This window comes from Lentilactobacillus hilgardii DSM 20176 = ATCC 8290, from assembly GCF_000159315.1.
GTDB classification, from domain to species: Bacteria; Bacillota; Bacilli; order Lactobacillales; family Lactobacillaceae; genus Lentilactobacillus; species Lentilactobacillus hilgardii.
In genome coordinates, this window is record NZ_GG669992.1 from 6442 (window position 1) to 22660 (window position 16219).

The window sequence follows — 16219 nt, forward strand, 5'->3', positions numbered from 1 at the left end:
TTCCGGGCACTAACCGCTTAACTTCGCACACTAATCTATAACGACCTTCGTTCCCATCGGCACTGTCCGGTTAATCCACTTTGCATCAGGAATTGAAAGTCGGATACAACCGTGTGAGTTTGCCTTTTTACCCAAATGCTGAGCTTCCGATTTTATATACTGCCCCTCTGCATTGGTCGGTACAGTATGAAACAGGTAAATCCCGTGATCTTTCCATGATGTCCAATAATGAGCACCTTCACGTGAATTACCATTATAGAAGAAATTGCCTCGTTCCTGCTGGATGTGATAGGTTCCCTTCGGGGTAGAATGATGAATTCCAGTTGATGCATACATCGTATATAGGATTCGGTGTTTTGGACTCATGACATAGACGCGCTGCTTTTTCAACGAAACTTGTAAAAAGCGTCCATTATTAGTCGTAATCTTAGGATACGGCTTGTTTTGAGACGGCTTTTTCCAATTAATCACTTTTACGCTTCTATTTTTTTCCGAGTCGGTCCGATGATGACTATCAGCGTGATCACTGCCACAACCGGTAAGCAAGAGGGCCAAAACTATTGCGGTAATGATTTGTAAATATTTTCGCATCATATCTCACTCTCAATAACAGTCTGAGTTCATTATATCATCATCCATTTTTTCGGTTATGAAGTCGCTCTTTAATTTACTCATGCTTAATAATTAGCCAACCTGAACAGCCTGGTTTGCGGAAAGTAAATACAGATATTTATGCGTAATCGGCCGCCCTAGAATCTTTGAAAGCGCTAGTCCGTAAAGTTCCAGCTGACCCCGATACCGATCGACAATATCCGAAATTGTCGTTTTTGGTGTTATATGATCCGTCTTATAATCAAACAAATAAACAGCTTCATTAGTAGCAACATAACCATCAATAATTCCATGAATTAAAATCGTCTGCTCATCATTATCTTGAAAATCTTTAAATACATCCCTGGCTTTCATCAATAATGAAAACGGTGCTTCACGATGTGTGTTTTCCGGATTTGCCAACACATATTTGCCAACTTCGCTTTGATAAAATCGTAACACTTCGTCCACGTTGATTTGTGAGGCAACTTCAGGAGAAATAACTTGTTGTTTCACCAAATTGGCAATCAAAGCCTCAATACGTTCAATCGTTGGAACCGTCGTTAAATCAATTTGTTGAAGCACCAAATGCGTAGCCGTACCGATTTCTGTCGGGGCAGGCTTTCCGCCACCCTCAGAAATAAACTGGGGTACTTCAAAATCAGTTTTCAAATAGCGACCGGTCTTTGCAAGTTTATTGACATCCAGTGTTGAGTAGCCCGACAGCTGTGTATTATCCGGATCATCAAACAGTCGCTTGATCTCTGAAACCGATTGGTACGCCGTTGTTTTGGTTGCCGCAGTGTGAGGGTACTTAAAGGTCATCACTTGGGAAATGGCTGCCTTTGTTGGTTGAGCGACTGTAAGCTTCTTCTGTGCCAACTGATCGATAAAGTCATTTGGTGATGTCTGATTGGCTTTCTGCCTTCCTGACTCCTTCGTTATTCTCTCATCGTCGTAAAAATCAAGATTAAACAACGTCGGATCGCCCGCCAACACATTGGAATGAATGCTGTCCCCAAACCGGTCTAAGACATTTGGATGCCTGGAAATGGCCGGTCCAATCCAGCCCAAATAACTTTTAGCCGCATTGCGAACCGCCGCCGGAAGTACCAACTCGTTAGCGTCGGTCAACCCCTGCCAACCTTGAATTAACTGTTGATTGTCGCCGCTTTTTTCACCCTTAACCTTTGCGACCAGATACAAACGTTGCTCGGCTCGGGTCATTGCGACATACAATTTTCGCATTTCTTCGGACAAGCCGGCATTTTTTGTCATATCCAGGATTGCCTGCTTCTGAAGTGGTGACCTAAATTCCCTGGTCTGATTATTCAGGTAGTCAATCCCAATGCCCCAATGATCATTTAGGACGTATTTGCCGATTGTATCCTGCATATTGAACTGCTTGCCAACATCATTCAAAAACACAATTGGAAATTGAAGCCCTTTACTTCCGTGAATCGTCATCACGTGAACCGTATTTTCAGACGTAGTCGGGTTGGCATTAGCTAAATCGTTATCTCTTTCCTGCATCCTCTGAATGAATTTTACAAATTGAAAGAGGCCTTTAAAGCCATTCTTTTCGTAATCAGCTGCACGATCATACAACGCATGCAAATTGGTTTGACGCTGAAGACCTGCAGGCATCCCGCCGACATAATCCAAATAGCCGGTCTGATCATAAATATCCCAAATCAGTGAGACCAGGCCATCCTGCTGCGCAACATCTTTGAAACGGCGCAGTTGTTTCATAAACCGGTCAACTTTTTGATAAATCCGGGTTGCGTAATCATTAGGCTCCAAGCGGTCAAATCCACGATAGAAATCCAATACCGCCTGATAATAATTACCGGTATTGCGATTGATTCGTAAAAAGGCCAATTGATTCTCATCAAGACCAACAATTGGTGAACGAAGGACGGCCACCAGAGCAATATCTTGAAACGGGTTATCAATAATAGATAATAACGACATCATAATTTGAATTTCAGTTGTTTTAAAATAACTTTTTGCACCAGTAATTTCGGCAGGAATGCCATACTGGGTAAAAATATCCGAAAGTGTCAATTCATTATTATGGGTTGGCGAAATAATCGCGATGTCACCAAAAGTAACCGGACGCATTTCTTCCAATTTTTTATCATAAATCAGCTGTTTGTCATCAACTAAAGTCCGAATCTTTTGAGCGATAATCTCTGCCTGACCACTGTCACTGTCTTCAATCTGATCACCGGCCCCCAAGTCTTCATTCGAAGTTGCAGCAGCTGATGATTTGGTTCGATAGATAATCAATGATACGTCAGCCTTCATGTCATCCGGATAATAAGTCGCACCAAATTGGAGCTTTGATTTGCCGGTATACGCAATATCACCCACTTGATGATCCATTGTTTGTTCAAAAACCAAATTTGTAAAATCATCAATATTCTTTGCCGATCGAAAGTTCTCTGACAGACTAATCAATTCATTGTCATTATCCTGTTCGATATACTGCGCCTGCTTCTTAATAAACATTGTCGGATCGGCTAGCCGGAACCGGTAAATTGACTGCTTAACATCGCCTACCATAAATCGATTGCCACGATCGCTTCGAGCAATCTTGTTTAAAATGGCATCCTGAAGACGGTTATTATCCTGATACTCATCGGTCATAATCTCATAGTATTGATCCTGAAGCCTTTGGCGAACCTGTTTAGCCTGCTCACTGACATCATTTAAAATATCGTAAGCCGCATGTTCAATATCAATGAACTGCATCAAATGACGCCGAGCCTTGGCCTGCTTATACGCAGCCCTAAAGGTTCGCACAACGGTCACTAATTTTTCAATACGTGCTTTGGCGGCATTCATTAAGTCAACGTTGTCCTGTTCATTCCAAGCAAAGTAGCCGGTCACCAATTTTTGCCACTGCTTTTTCATCTGGTCATTTGTTCCCTTAACCAGTTTGTGAACCTGCTTTTGATGTTCATCGGCATCCTTTGTCAATTTTGCTTTTGTCATCGACTCAAAATCAAAACCGGTGATCAACTGCCGAAGGCCATCCCAGTCAGCAGCTTCGATAACGCCCTTTTGAAGCTGTGTAACCGACTCCAGCTGCTTCGTAAATAAGGCCTCATCCTTCTCTAATTCAGCCTTTTGCGCCATTTTGATAATCGCCTGGTGAGAAATAACCAGCCGTTTGACTGCATCAGAAACTTCCCGTGAAATTAATGCCGTGTACAACTCACTATGAATAAGCCCCTGATCGCTGATCTCATAAAATGACGTAGCGTCGTTTAGCCACTTATCAGGGTCCTCATTAACATTAGCAAACTCGTCCATCTGAAAAATAACGTTTGTTAATCCCTCATCACTTCTGTCATTTGAAAAGTTTTCGGTTAAATCGGCAAACGTATGATCTTCATCTTGACCATACAATGCTTCACGGACGTTATCCCAGACTTGTTCCTTCAGTAATTGGATTTCAGTATTATCTGAGAGTACCCGAAAATTGGGATCGATTCCTAAAATATAGTAGTAACGTGACACCAACTTTTGACAATAAGCATCCATGGTCGTGATATCGGCAACTGCAACCTTACGAATTTGCGTCAATAAATGTTTTTTACTTTCAGGATCGGTCGCCTTTGAAAATTCGGACTGAAGCGACCCTCTCAATCGTTCACGCATTTCCTTTGCAGCGGCATTTGTAAATGTCACAACCAGTAATTGATCAATGTTGATACCTTGATTTTTCACCATATCAATGATCCGATCCACCAACACCCTGGTTTTACCCGATCCGGCTGATGCAGAGACCAGAACATTGCCGTCGGGACGATCTTTAATAGCCCTTTGTTGATCCGGTGTATATTGCATTATTTTTCTCCTCTCAGCTTTGAAATAATGTCCTTTTTATCATAGTGGGGCACTAGTCGATAATTATTTTCAGGCAACAGTGGATCAAAATTCATAATCGATTGATACGACGTAAATTGTAAGGGCGTAACATTATCAATTTTAACAGGGGCAAGTGACGTATCCCCGTCAAAGATCCGTTCGGAAGCATCGATAATCAATTTTTCGGTCCGATCCAAAAACGCGTTTAAATCATTTTCGGTAATTGTCGAAGAATTCTTGCCAACATTGCCATTCGCTAATTTATTAAACGGATAGACAAGTGAATGACCATGGTCCTTGGCTAAATCGGTATCCAAATGATCGACCAAATCGACATCGTCCACCAAAATCCCTTTATATTTATGCTGGGTCAATAATGATTTTTCCAAGCCTTTCTTAAAATCATCCGGCTTAAAAGTCGCGTTGTAAATATGCATGTAAAGCGCACCGGCCAATAACGCATCACTTGAATCGGGATTCAAGGTGGATAGATTATAGCGCAATACGTCCAAATACGTCAGTAACTGCATTGACGTGCCAATGTATGCCTGATTGAAATCGAATTTTTTATCAGCAGATTTATAATCAACAATCCCGAAGTAGCGCTTATCGTTGACTTTCATCGAATCAATCCGATCGATTCTTCCCCGGACATTGACCTTTTTTTGATTTGGAAGCTCAAAACTAAGGCCCTTTAAGCCCTTTGAAGACGGTTGACCAAAAATCAACTCGGTATTTTGTGGCCGCATCGGCGTTATTCGTTGCTGATCACGCATAGTGCGGATCATTTGCTGAATGGTTGCCTGAAGCTGTAGCGTGATGTAATGCATCCGATTGGAACTGTTTAAAATAATATATTGGAAATTATCAGGATCATTCACCATGGCTTCAACATTTTCAGCCACCAAGTCATCAACGTCACGGTCACTCAGTCCTGCCAGATCAATTTTCTGCTCATGAACCATCGAAATGATTCGATCCAACGCTTCATGAAAAAATTGACCCGTAGAAGCCGGTGATAATTCGAATTGTTCCCGTTCCTGTAAGCGCAGCCCATATTTCAGAAAATATTCATACGGGTTTTCATAAAATGATTCCAACTGTGAAATCGAAATATTCAACGCACTCCCGTACAACTTTTCAGCAATTTCCCGACTTAACGGTACCGGCACATTTTTGTAATCAATACTGCCAAGTAATTGGTTAGTTAAGGGAGCTGCATCCGGGTCCTGCTTTAACTGATTAAAAATAAACGCCCAGGTATCATTCAGCTGTCCTTTATTCTTATAGGTATCCTGAATAACCTGAATCAAGTGATGAAGCGTTGCCCGCTTAGACCCGATATACACATTGACGGCCCTTTGATTGTCCGGAACGGCAGCATAATTCACAACTTTCAAATTAAAATGAGCCGCAATTCTTGATACATAGGGGGATAAATTAATCCCCGATTCATCATTCACATGATTGGTGTAGGAAAAAATCAAACGGGAAGACGGACTGGTAAAGGCTAAATAATTCAGGTATGGTTCGGCTGCCATCTGCTCATCTGCCGGATCATTTAAATACTGGCTGTCACTTAAATTGTCCTGAATTTGTAAAACATCGTCATCACCAAAAAGGCTTTCATTGACAATTCTTTCCGGCATTGTTTCATCGTTTGAACCAATCATCATCGTTACTTTGCGATTATTCATCTGAACCATACCGCTTTCGGAAATTTGAACCTGATCCAGTGTTGACGGAATCTGAGAATAGGTTGCCCCTTCAAAGCCCGCGTAAATCAGGGCCCAGAAATCTTGAGCAACAAATGGCTTATCACCTAATATTCGGACGTTTTCATCCAGTAATGAGCAAAAAGTCCGCCAAACCTGTTCGATTTCATCGGAACGGTTGATGTCTTGGCGATCAACAGCCGCATTCCGCCAATCCTGCAAACGATTCACAACACCGTTTTCAACCAGGAATCGGTACAAAATCCCAGCCGCATCAGCATTGGTCTTCGCTTTATAAAAACGGTTATAAAAATTGGGCAATGCATTTTTTATCAAATGCCGAATTACATTAATCTGCTGCGTGATCCGCTTGTCTTTTTCGGTTAAAACCGTACCGTCATCATCGTCAGCCACCCAAACATACTGCCAATCGTCATCCTGGGTCCACTTTTTACCCTCAAATCCGTTTTTCAACACTAAATTTTCCGTCAATGAAACGGCCTGCCGATAATCGTCAATCTTCATTGCCGTTCCATCGGTAGCTTGCGGCAAAACAAGTTCGGACTTTAAAAAACGCATGACATCATCATATCGATAATTGCGTGGTCGATCTGGATCATACATATCGAACAGGGCCCCTAATAATTCAACCAGGGGGTGATCAACCATCGATTTTTGAATATCTCTGAAATAAGGGATTTGCTGCATCGTAAAAATTGGGCCCAAAATTGTTTCATAACTGTCCAAATGTCGGGTCAAAATCAAGAAATCCGAATACCGATACTTCCCGGTTGACACCATCTGGCGAATTCTGGTTGCCATCTGATCCAATTCTGAGTATTGATTGTCCGCTTGATAAACCTGGATTGACTTCGATACTGTGATGGGATTGTCATCAATTGCGCCCAACCCACTCGACTGAATCCAAAATTTCTCTAATTTCAGCAAATCAGCACTGATTCGTGGCTGATCGGCAGTGATAATGGGAAGATACGGAATTTGGTTATCTGCAGCAAATTTATAAAATCGTAAAAATAATTTGGCTGATTGATAGAACAGGTTGGGTTGGTCAGGCAGCGCCGTCCGATAAGGTTTATCCAAAATCAACGACATGGTCATACTGGCACCGCCTTGAGTCAGTGTCTCAACCAAACGGCATTCCTGTGCGGTAAACTTCGAAAAATCGGAAATATAAAAATGATAATGTGACAGATCCTGCCTCTGCAAATAATCGCTTAACAGGTTTAACACATTGTGATTATCAAAATACTGGTCATCAATTCTTTTTTCATATTCCGCATAAATAATTGAAAAGTCATGCAGTTTATCCCGCAGATCATTTGAAAGCCTTGATTCCTGATTTTCGTTCATTTTCATTAGGTCTTCCGGTAAGACGTTTCCAGCTTGCATGACTGAAATTTGATGGGCAATTTGGTCAATGAAGCCGGGTAGTCCGGCTTCTTGACTAAATAGAATCAAGTCATCCTGATGCTCTGTCATAATTTGATACAAGAGCATGTTGATCCCTGCAGGACTGATCCGTTGTTTTTGATACTGAGACGTCGTTCGCAAAAAATACCATGCCAGCCTTGTAAACGATAGGACCTGAACGCTGCTTTGGGCCGTCACATCATCGTTTGCCCCGGCCAACCGCTTTAAGATGCCAACTTCTGATTCAAATTTAATATGATTGGGTACCAAATAGAAGAACTGATCATCGGGATGAGCAGACTTTTGCTTTTTTAAAATGTCAATCATCTTTTCCTGATGATCATACCCGTTTGTTCCCAGTACAAATTGTAAAGTCACGGCTTGTCCTCCTTCAAAATTTACATCAATTTTAGCATATCTTCCTACGAAACAGTTATTCGCTAAAAATTAAACATTTAGTTATCAAACACAAGCGTTTTTCGTTGAACATTGTGAAAAATAGGCTATTATTATAAGTGGATGTAACGATGCATCCATTATTTGACCTAAATGAAAGCTTTATGCTTGCATTGATCTTGTTTACGAGGACTTTCCGACCGCTACGATTTAATATCGGAAGCAAGAATTTACGATCTACCCCCAATATATCTTTCAAGTTCAAAAAGGTCGGTTCGTCCTCTCTCCTAATAACGCCTGGATCCAACCAGGCGGTACATACTATTAGTTACATTCCCTTGAAAGTGAAATGAAAGCCCATTATCTACTTTCATTTCACTTTTAATTAATAAAAGAAGTTGAGGCTGCAGCAAATGTACAATGTACATGAGTTGCAGCCTCTTTTAATTTGATTATACAAGCACCGACCCCACTCATTTAATCGTTAATTATTCCCGCTTGCTTCAGCGCTTCGAACCTTATTTTCCGACATCACTTTATTCGTATAGAACTCCAGGTCATCAACGACTTTTTCACTTTGTTGCCCCTGTGTCTGAGCCGTATGCAAATTTTGTTGCGCAACGGCCCAATAAACGAGATTGTCAGTAATCGGCAAAATGTCTCGAATCACGTGAAAGTCAAATTTGTCTGAATTGGTTGTTTTCATATTTAAATAATTATTCCAATCAGTGACCATCTTAACGCTGGTATTCTCCTGCTTTGAAATCGCCACGATGATAACAAAATGTGAACTGCGGTTTGCCGTATAAAGTTGTTCTTTCAGTTGTTTGATTTGTTCCGGGTCCAGTTTAATTGCCATATATAGGATCACACTCCTAACATTCCTTCAAATTTTTCAAAAATTAGTTTAATCATTACCAGAATCCATTATACCGACGGAATGGTTAATGAACTTTTGATTGACGAAAGCATTAAAAATCAAATCAGCAACATTTTTAGCCGAAACACTGCCTACCGACATTTTGTTGCCTTCATTAAAGAGTTGATAATCCGAACGTTTTCCATCCGTCAGTGAACTCATTCTAATTATAGAATACGGAATTTCGGATTCGTCAACAATCTTTATGGCATATCTTTGTTGTTTTATAAATTCTTGGCGATTTTTTACCTCTGGAAATACCATCGGTGACTTTAACTCATCATCAATGCCGGCATAGGAAAGCATGACAAAATGCTGAATTTTCGGAGCAGCCTGATCAATTGCATCAAATAATTCTTCAAAGTCCAAATCAACGTCTTCCGGCCCCAATGCGGAAAGAAGCCAATCAACGTCACTTAAAGCCGTTACGTAATCTCCGGCCGATTGAATATCCCCCTGAAAAATCCGATAAGAGATTTCATCGCTTTCATCAAGCAACGGTAACAGCTCGGAGACAACCGGACTATGTTGATTTAAAATTAATAATTTTTTCACGTTTTTTACTTCCTAGTCGAAATTATTTATGATTAACTTAATATGTAACATAGTATAGAAGGAAAATCAAAGGAGGATTTTGCAATATGGCAAAAAACGTCACAATTGGTCAATCTAAAGTCACCACTACGCCATTGGGTCTGGGAACAAACGCTGTCGGCGGTCATAACCTTTTTCCGAATCTCGATGAACAAACCGGAATGGCCACCGTTAAAGCGGCACTTGACAGTGGCATCACAATGCTTGACACTGCCTATGCTTATGGGCTCGGACGTTCAGAAGAACTCATCGGTCAAGTGATCAAAAACTACGATCGTTCAAAGCTCACCATTGCGACCAAGGGTGCCCAACTTGTTAAAGATGGTCAATCAACAATCAGTAATGCCCCGGATGATTTAAAGCGTTTCGTTGAATCAAGCCTGAAGCGCCTCCAAACAGACTATCTGAATATATTCTACATCCATTTTCCGGATGAAAACACTGCTAAAGACAAAGCAGTTGCTGCCTTACAGGAATTAAAAGATCAGGGATTGATTCGGGCTATCGGTGTTTCCAACTTTTCACCGGCACAACTTAAAGAAGCCAATAAAAATCACCAGGTAGACGTCATTGAAAATCAGTATAGTTTGATCCACCGTGATCCGGAAAATCATCTATTCCCTTATCTACATCAGGAACATATTTCATTTGTCCCCTTCTTTCCGCTAGCATCCGGCCTGCTAACAGGTAAATACGATGAGACACCAAGAAAGTTTCCAGAAGATGACCTTAGAAGCCAGGATCCAAACTTTTCCGGCAGCCGATTTAAAGCCATTGTTGAATCCGTTAACAGCCTGCAGCCGATTGCGGATAATCACGATGCCACGATTGCCCAAATCGTTTTGGCATGGTATATCAAAAATCCAGCAGTCAGTGTCGTGATTCCGGGTGCAAAATCACCAGAACAGGTCCAAAGCAATGTCAAAGCGCTGAATATCGTGTTATCTGACGAAGAATTCAATACGATTGATAATGCGTTTAAGTCATTTGAATAAGTGTGCGGAACAAAGCGGTTAGTATTCGAAGCATAAGGCGTTTATTTCGAAAATCCCGGGTTTGGATTTTTGAAATAAATCCCTTATGTGCAGAATACTGCTTTGAGGAGCAGTCCTAATCCGTGTGCGGAACACCACTCACTTCCCCGAATCACGCGTTGCCTGATCATTAATACTAAATTGAGGATCAACCTGCAACTTGCTGATTCGTTCTTCTCCCCATTGATACATCTGATTTAAAATCGGCATAAGTGAACGCCCAAGGTCGGTTATTGAATAAACCACTTTGGATTGTGTTCCGGGGATCACTGTTCTGGTAATCAACTGGTCTTCTTCCATTTCACGAAGCTGGTTCGTTAATACTTTATGCGTGATTTTGGTTAATAATCGCATTAATTGATTAAACCGATAGGCGCCATCCGTGCCAAGATGAAACAGAATAACAATTTTCCATTTGCCGCTAAACATCGATAGGGTTAATTCTTTCGAACAACTGTAATCACCATTTTCAAGCCGTTCTTTGACGTCTTTTCGAATGACATCTGTCATGATTATCCCTCACTTTTTAGATACGCACTTCAAGGTGCGTTATTGTCATTAACGACTTCCAAGTATAAAATAGATACCACATTGAGACAAGAAGGGAGCATACAATGAGTAAAATTGCTGTAATCGTTACAAACGATGTTGAAGATATTGAATACACGTCACCAGTCGATGCCCTTAAAAATGCAGGTCACGAGGTTGTCACTATCGAAAATAAAGCCGGTAATCCGATTAATGGTAAACACGGTCTTGCCATTACTGCTGATAAAGGAATCGCTGATGTTTCCACAGACGACTTCGACGGTCTTTTAATCCCTGGTGGTTTTTCACCGGATCAGTTACGAGCAGACGAACGTTTTGTTGATTTCGTTAAGGCATTCCTGCTGGGTGACAAACCTGTCTTCGCGATCTGCCATGGCCCTCAACTATTTATCCAAACCGGTTTAACCAAAGGCCGAACCATGACTGCCTACACAACGGTTCGTCCAGATTTGTATTATGCAGGTGCCGTTGTTAAAGACCAACCCGTTGTCGTCGATCAAAATTTAGTTACCAGCAGAACCCCGGACGATTTGGATGCCTTTAATGGTTCAATGTTGGAGACATTGAAAAGAAGCGCTTAATTTTTTGAAAATCACTAACTGAAAAACGGTTTGTTTTTGATTACTATTTAAAACTTAATCATGAGACTGGTCATCTTCCTAAATCATCTATTGGATTAGCTTAGATAATGGCCAGTCTTTTTATGTAGTTTTAAAAGAAAACGCTTTATAAAGTAAATAATCTTCACCTTTTATGATATTTAATTCGGTTATTGAAGATAATCAGCTATAATGATAATATAAAATACGTTGTTTTTATTTCATATCCGAACGATAAGGGGAGCTATTATTTTATGCTAAATTCAATTGCAAAGTTTTTCGATTTCGAAGGTCGAAACACGAACTTCCGAAAAGAAACAATTGCCGGCATTACGACTTTTGTTTCAATGGTGTACATTCTGTTCGTTAATCCTAACGTGCTGGGTGTTACCGGGATGGATAAAGGGGCAATTTTCACTGCAACTGCCCTCGCTTCGGCATTTGGCTGTTTCTTGATGGGGTTACTTGCCAACTATCCGATCGCAATTTCCGCCAGTCTGGGAATTAACGCTTTCTTCGCCTATTCAGTTGTCATTGGCATGAAGGTTTCCTGGCAGACCGCATTGGCAGGGGTCTTCGTTGCATCAGTTATTTTTATTATTTTAACCGCCTTGAAATTACGGCAGAAAATCATCGATTCAATCCCTGCGGATTTCAAAGCAGCTATCGGTGGCGGCATTGGGCTATTCATTGCTTTTATCGGTATGAATGACGGTGGCTTGATTCAATCAAGCAAAGACACGCTGGTTAGTTTGGGGTCTCTTCACGTTGGTACGACATGGCTCACAATCTTTGGCCTGTTGGTTTCCGTTATTCTTATGAGTATGAAAGTTCCGGGTGCCATTTTTATCGGAATGGTTTTAAATGCCATCTTGGGAATGGTAACTGGATTAATCCCGCTTCCACATCAATGGGTAGCGGGCATTCCAAGCCTGGCACCAACATTTGGTGTTGCACTTTCGCATATCGGTGATATCAACTCACTTCAATTGGTAGTGGTTGTTCTCACGTTCTTGCTGGTAACTTTCTTTGATACGGCCGGTACCTTGGTTGGATTAGCAGAACAAGCCGGGTTCATCAAAAATAATCGTATTCCAAGAATTGGCCGGGCTTTAATCGCCGATTCTTCAACAATGGCAGTTGGTTCAATTTTGGGAACTTCTCCAATGGGCGCCTTCGTTGAATCCTCAGCCGGGATTGCGGTTGGTGGCCGAACCGGTTTTACAGCCGTTGTCGTGGGTATTTTATTTGTTCTCGGAACCTTCTTTTCACCATTACTGACGGTCATTACCAGCCAGGTAACTGCACCCGCCTTGATTATCGTTGGTGTCTTAATGGCACAATCATTGAAAAATGTTCATTGGGAAAAATTCGAAATTGCCGCACCGGCTTTCATCACTTTGGTCGGTATGCCTTTTACTTACAGTATCGCCGACGGCATTGCCCTTGGCTTTATTACCTCCCCGATTACAATGATTGCCGCAAAACGTGGTAAAGAAGTCAGTGCCATGATGTATGGTTTGGCAGTCGTCTTCGTTATTTTCCTTTGGATTTTAAACAGCTAATCCATCCAGTCTCCGTTCCAAGGAATCGGCAGCCAAGTTGAAATATAGAAAGAAAAGCTGTAAAGTTAATGGGTTACAAATAACTAAATAATTTACAAGGAAGGAATTTGTTATGAATTCTAAGACTAATGTTCTCGGCATCGACAGTGTATTGGACTTAACCAAAGCTGCCGTTGTCGCTGCACTCTACATCGCGTTAACGATGGTCTTTGCAGCCGTAAGTTATGGGCCCATTCAATTCCGTTTTTCAGAAGGATTGAATAACCTCGTCCCATTCAATAAGCACTATATTGTCGCAATCACGCTGGCATGCTTTATCACTAATATCATGTCTCCAAACGGCGCAATCGATATGGTGGTTGGGACTGCAGAAACATTAATCAACTTAGTGACAATTTACCTGGTTACCAAGCATATGAAATCAGTTGTTTCTAAGTTGATTGCATCGGTTCTGATTGGGACATTCTATATGTTCATTATTGGTTTTGAAATTGCCATTATTGGTCACAGTGCTTTTTGGCCAACATTCTGGAGTACCTATCTCACTGCCTGCATTGGTGAATTTGTTACCATGACGATCGGGGCAATTGTGATCTATCTGATTAATTTGAGATACAATTTAAGCGATTAGCTATTAGTAGGCAGTTGGGGAAAAATCGAAAAAACATTTTTAAAGGGCTTGTAATATCAGTGTATGCTGAAGTTACAAGCTTTTTTGATTTAATAGGGGGGGATTAGAATAAATATGAAAGTAACCGAAAGACTTATTAGTGAATCCATAAGGTTTGTATGTATTTTAATCTTGGGGACTACGTTATGGATTACGAAACAGACAGGAGTTGTTTTTTGGGGGAGTTGGTTTGATTTTTAGCCTGGTCGCCGTTTTCTTTTCTCCCGGATATATTCTAAACAAGATTGTTTTTAATTATTTCAAAAAACAGCACTATCAGAAGAAGGACAAATGAATTCAATTTTTAACACTATTTTCACAATAAATAGGACAAAGACAACATTAAAAAGTTATTTTTTTATTCTGCATCAAGTCAGCTAAATATGCTATGCTAATAACAGCTAGGGGAGCAATTTGCTGAGACCTTTATCGGAACCCTTTGAACCTGAGAGTTAGCACTCGCGTAGGAAAGCCGTTATTAACGTGAACACTAAATTCAATTCAAAGAAACTGCAGTCTTAATAACTTCTCTAGCGATGGTTCAAAATCAATTGCTGGGAAGTTATTTTAGATTGGAGAGAATAATAAATATGGCAAGTATCAAAGAACAGCTCTTAACTGCAATCGATCAATATCAGGGGGATTTGTTGAAACAGCTCGACCGGATTGTGGCCTTTAACACCGTTTCACCTCCTGCCCGCAACACCGCTAAGCTGCAACAGTTTATTCACGATGAACTGGAAGAATACGGGTTTGATGCAAAGCAACAGGATTTTTATGATGGCGATCAATTATTATCCGCCACCAAAAGCGGAACCCATTCCGATAATCATCACAGCTTGATCCTTAATGGTCACGTAGATGTCGCCGCATTGGAAAATCGTGACGAATGGCAGACAGATCCCTTTAAGCTCGTCAAGCGTGGTGACACTTTAATCGGTCGTGGCGTAAGTGATATGAAAGGTGCTGTGGCAGCTTATCTATTTATTTTTCAACTGCTTAAAAAGCTTAATATCGAGTTACCTGGTGATCTGAAATTTCAATCGGTCGTCGGTGAGGAATTGGGGGAAGCCGGTACTAAAACATTGCTCAAACAAGGCGAAAAAGCTGATTTTGCGATTGTCGGCGATACATCCGGTACCCATTTTCAAGGACAAGGCGGTGTGATTACCGGCTGGATCACCCTAAAAAGTCCCCATACCTATCACGACGGTAACCGAATTTCAATGGTTCAAACCGGCGGTGGCCTCAAAGCCGCCAGCATGGTTGAAAAAATGGTGGTCGTCATTTCCGCACTTCAAACGCTTGAACGCTACTGGGGCATTACCAAAAGTTACCCCGGCTTTAAACCCGGAACCGACACAATCAATCCCGCCTATATCAAGGGCGGTATTCATCCGGCCTTCGTTGCAGATGAATGCCGCTTATGGATCACTGTTCACTTCTATCCAAACGAAACTGTTGAAGGCATCGAAAAAGAAGTCGAAGACGAAGTGATTGCGGCCGCCAAGGCGGATCCTTGGTTACGCGACAATCTGCCTACCTTTAACTGGGGTGGTGACTCAATGTTAGTGGACAAAGGAGAGGTCTTTCCATCCCTTGAATTAGATAAAAGCAGTGCAGCCATGAAATTACTGAATATGTCCTATCAATCTTCATTTGGTCAAAAACCGGTTATCGGTATGTCAACTTCCGTTTCGGATGGCGGTTGGTTTGGCTATTATCACATCCCCGCCGTTATTTATGGACCGGGCGAATTGGTTCAAGCCCATAGTGATAACGAAAGTACCAGTTTTGATCAGTTATTAAACTATACAAAATCAATTGCCGGTTTTGTGGTAGATTGGTGTCAATCAGAAAAATAACGATTTAAAGAAGGCTTTTATTTTGGAATTAAAAAATCTTGACCACTTTGTCCTGACCGTCAAAAACATCAATGCAATTTGTGATTTTTACCACAATGTATTGGGCATGCACGTCATAACCTTTAATCATGGTCGCAAAGCATTGCGCTTCGCCAACATGAAGATCAATCTTCACGAGGTTGGTCATGAGTTTGAACCAAAAGCGCTTCACCCAACTCCCGGATCCGCTGATCTGTGCCTGATTACGAAAACTCCGTTATCAAAAGTGGTTGATGAATTGCACGCCAAACATATTCAAATCGAGCAGGGACCTATTGCTAAAAGTGGCGCATTGGGCCCGATTAAGTCGGTTTACTTCAGGGATCCTGATCGTAACCTGGTTGAGGTTTCAACTTATTAATTCCAACGAACT

Annotated in this window: 12 protein-coding genes; 6 read left to right on the plus strand and 6 right to left on the minus strand. The window is 41.3% G+C overall.

Annotated features, from left to right (window positions below):
• Positions 1–30 precede the first annotated feature (30 nt).
• From HMPREF0519_RS00040 to HMPREF0519_RS00060, 5 genes are all read right to left on the minus strand, one after another.
• A complete protein-coding gene (locus HMPREF0519_RS00040) occupies positions 31–594 on the minus strand; it encodes a L,D-transpeptidase (protein WP_003556210.1) in 564 nt (187 codons plus the stop codon).
• A 90-nt stretch (positions 595–684) separates the two neighbouring features.
• Positions 685–4449, minus strand: a complete 3765-nt coding sequence (gene addA / locus HMPREF0519_RS00045) for a helicase-exonuclease AddAB subunit AddA (protein ID WP_003633576.1) — start codon at positions 4447–4449, stop codon at positions 685–687.
• Positions 4449–7994: a PD-(D/E)XK nuclease family protein gene (locus HMPREF0519_RS00050; protein ID WP_003633578.1), complete on the minus strand. Its 3546-nt coding sequence runs from the start codon at positions 7992–7994 to the stop codon at positions 4449–4451. Before HMPREF0519_RS00050 ends, addA begins: the two co-directional genes overlap by 1 nt.
• A gap of 502 nt (positions 7995–8496) precedes the next feature.
• Positions 8497–8871, minus strand: a complete 375-nt coding sequence (locus HMPREF0519_RS00055; protein ID WP_003550405.1) for a hypothetical protein — start codon at positions 8869–8871, stop codon at positions 8497–8499.
• 48 nt (positions 8872–8919) lie between these two features.
• The gene (locus HMPREF0519_RS00060) at positions 8920–9486 is read right to left on the minus strand and encodes an SDR family oxidoreductase (protein WP_003633580.1); all 567 of its coding nucleotides are present in this window, start codon (positions 9484–9486) and stop codon (positions 8920–8922) included.
• A gap of 86 nt (positions 9487–9572) precedes the next feature.
• Between HMPREF0519_RS00060 and HMPREF0519_RS00065 the strand changes: the two genes are divergently transcribed.
• The gene (locus tag HMPREF0519_RS00065) at positions 9573–10520 is read left to right on the plus strand and encodes an aldo/keto reductase (protein ID WP_003633582.1); all 948 of its coding nucleotides are present in this window, start codon (positions 9573–9575) and stop codon (positions 10518–10520) included.
• A 138-nt stretch (positions 10521–10658) separates the two neighbouring features.
• Here the strand turns inward: HMPREF0519_RS00065 and HMPREF0519_RS00070 are convergent, their stop codons facing one another.
• The gene (locus HMPREF0519_RS00070) at positions 10659–11069 is read right to left on the minus strand and encodes a winged helix-turn-helix transcriptional regulator (protein ID WP_003633584.1); all 411 of its coding nucleotides are present in this window, start codon (positions 11067–11069) and stop codon (positions 10659–10661) included.
• Between the two features lie 104 nt (positions 11070–11173).
• On the opposite strand from HMPREF0519_RS00070, the gene HMPREF0519_RS00075 reads away from it, so the two are divergent.
• The 5 genes from HMPREF0519_RS00075 (at position 11174) to HMPREF0519_RS00100 (ending at position 16207) form a co-directional block, all read left to right on the plus strand.
• Entirely contained in the window at positions 11174–11689 is a 516-nt protein-coding gene (locus HMPREF0519_RS00075; protein ID WP_003633586.1) for a type 1 glutamine amidotransferase domain-containing protein, read from the plus strand.
• Positions 11690–11961: 272 nt separating this feature from the next.
• Complete coding sequence (locus HMPREF0519_RS00080) at positions 11962–13272, plus strand: NCS2 family permease (RefSeq protein WP_003633588.1); 1311 nt, start codon at positions 11962–11964, stop codon at positions 13270–13272.
• 112 nt (positions 13273–13384) lie between these two features.
• Positions 13385–13903 (plus strand): QueT transporter family protein, encoded by a 519-nt coding sequence (locus tag HMPREF0519_RS00085; protein ID WP_003633591.1) that lies wholly within the window; start codon positions 13385–13387, stop codon positions 13901–13903.
• A gap of 629 nt (positions 13904–14532) precedes the next feature.
• Positions 14533–15807, plus strand: coding sequence for an acetylornithine deacetylase (locus tag HMPREF0519_RS00095; RefSeq protein WP_190870475.1), 1275 nt, complete (start codon positions 14533–14535; stop codon positions 15805–15807).
• A 22-nt stretch (positions 15808–15829) separates the two neighbouring features.
• Positions 15830–16207: a VOC family protein gene (locus HMPREF0519_RS00100; protein ID WP_003633595.1), complete on the plus strand. Its 378-nt coding sequence runs from the start codon at positions 15830–15832 to the stop codon at positions 16205–16207.
• Positions 16208–16219 lie beyond the last annotated feature (12 nt).

Excerpts from the sequence above, each read along its gene's own strand:
- HMPREF0519_RS00040 (WP_003556210.1), bottom strand. The coding sequence starts at position 594 with ATGATGCGAAAATATTTACAAATCATTACCGCAATAGTTTTGGCCCTC.
- addA (WP_003633576.1), bottom strand. The coding sequence starts at position 4,449 with ATGCAATATACACCGGATCAACAAAGGGCTATTAAAGATCGTCCCGAC.
- HMPREF0519_RS00055 (WP_003550405.1), bottom strand. The coding sequence starts at position 8,871 with ATGGCAATTAAACTGGACCCGGAACAAATCAAACAACTGAAAGAACAA.
- HMPREF0519_RS00065 (WP_003633582.1), top strand. The coding sequence starts at position 9,573 with ATGGCAAAAAACGTCACAATTGGTCAATCTAAAGTCACCACTACGCCA.
- HMPREF0519_RS00070 (WP_003633584.1), bottom strand. The coding sequence starts at position 11,069 with ATGACAGATGTCATTCGAAAAGACGTCAAAGAACGGCTTGAAAATGGT.
- HMPREF0519_RS00075 (WP_003633586.1), top strand. The coding sequence starts at position 11,174 with ATGAGTAAAATTGCTGTAATCGTTACAAACGATGTTGAAGATATTGAA.
- HMPREF0519_RS00080 (WP_003633588.1), top strand. The coding sequence starts at position 11,962 with ATGCTAAATTCAATTGCAAAGTTTTTCGATTTCGAAGGTCGAAACACG.
- HMPREF0519_RS00085 (WP_003633591.1), top strand. The coding sequence starts at position 13,385 with ATGAATTCTAAGACTAATGTTCTCGGCATCGACAGTGTATTGGACTTA.
- HMPREF0519_RS00095 (WP_190870475.1), top strand. The coding sequence starts at position 14,533 with ATGGCAAGTATCAAAGAACAGCTCTTAACTGCAATCGATCAATATCAG.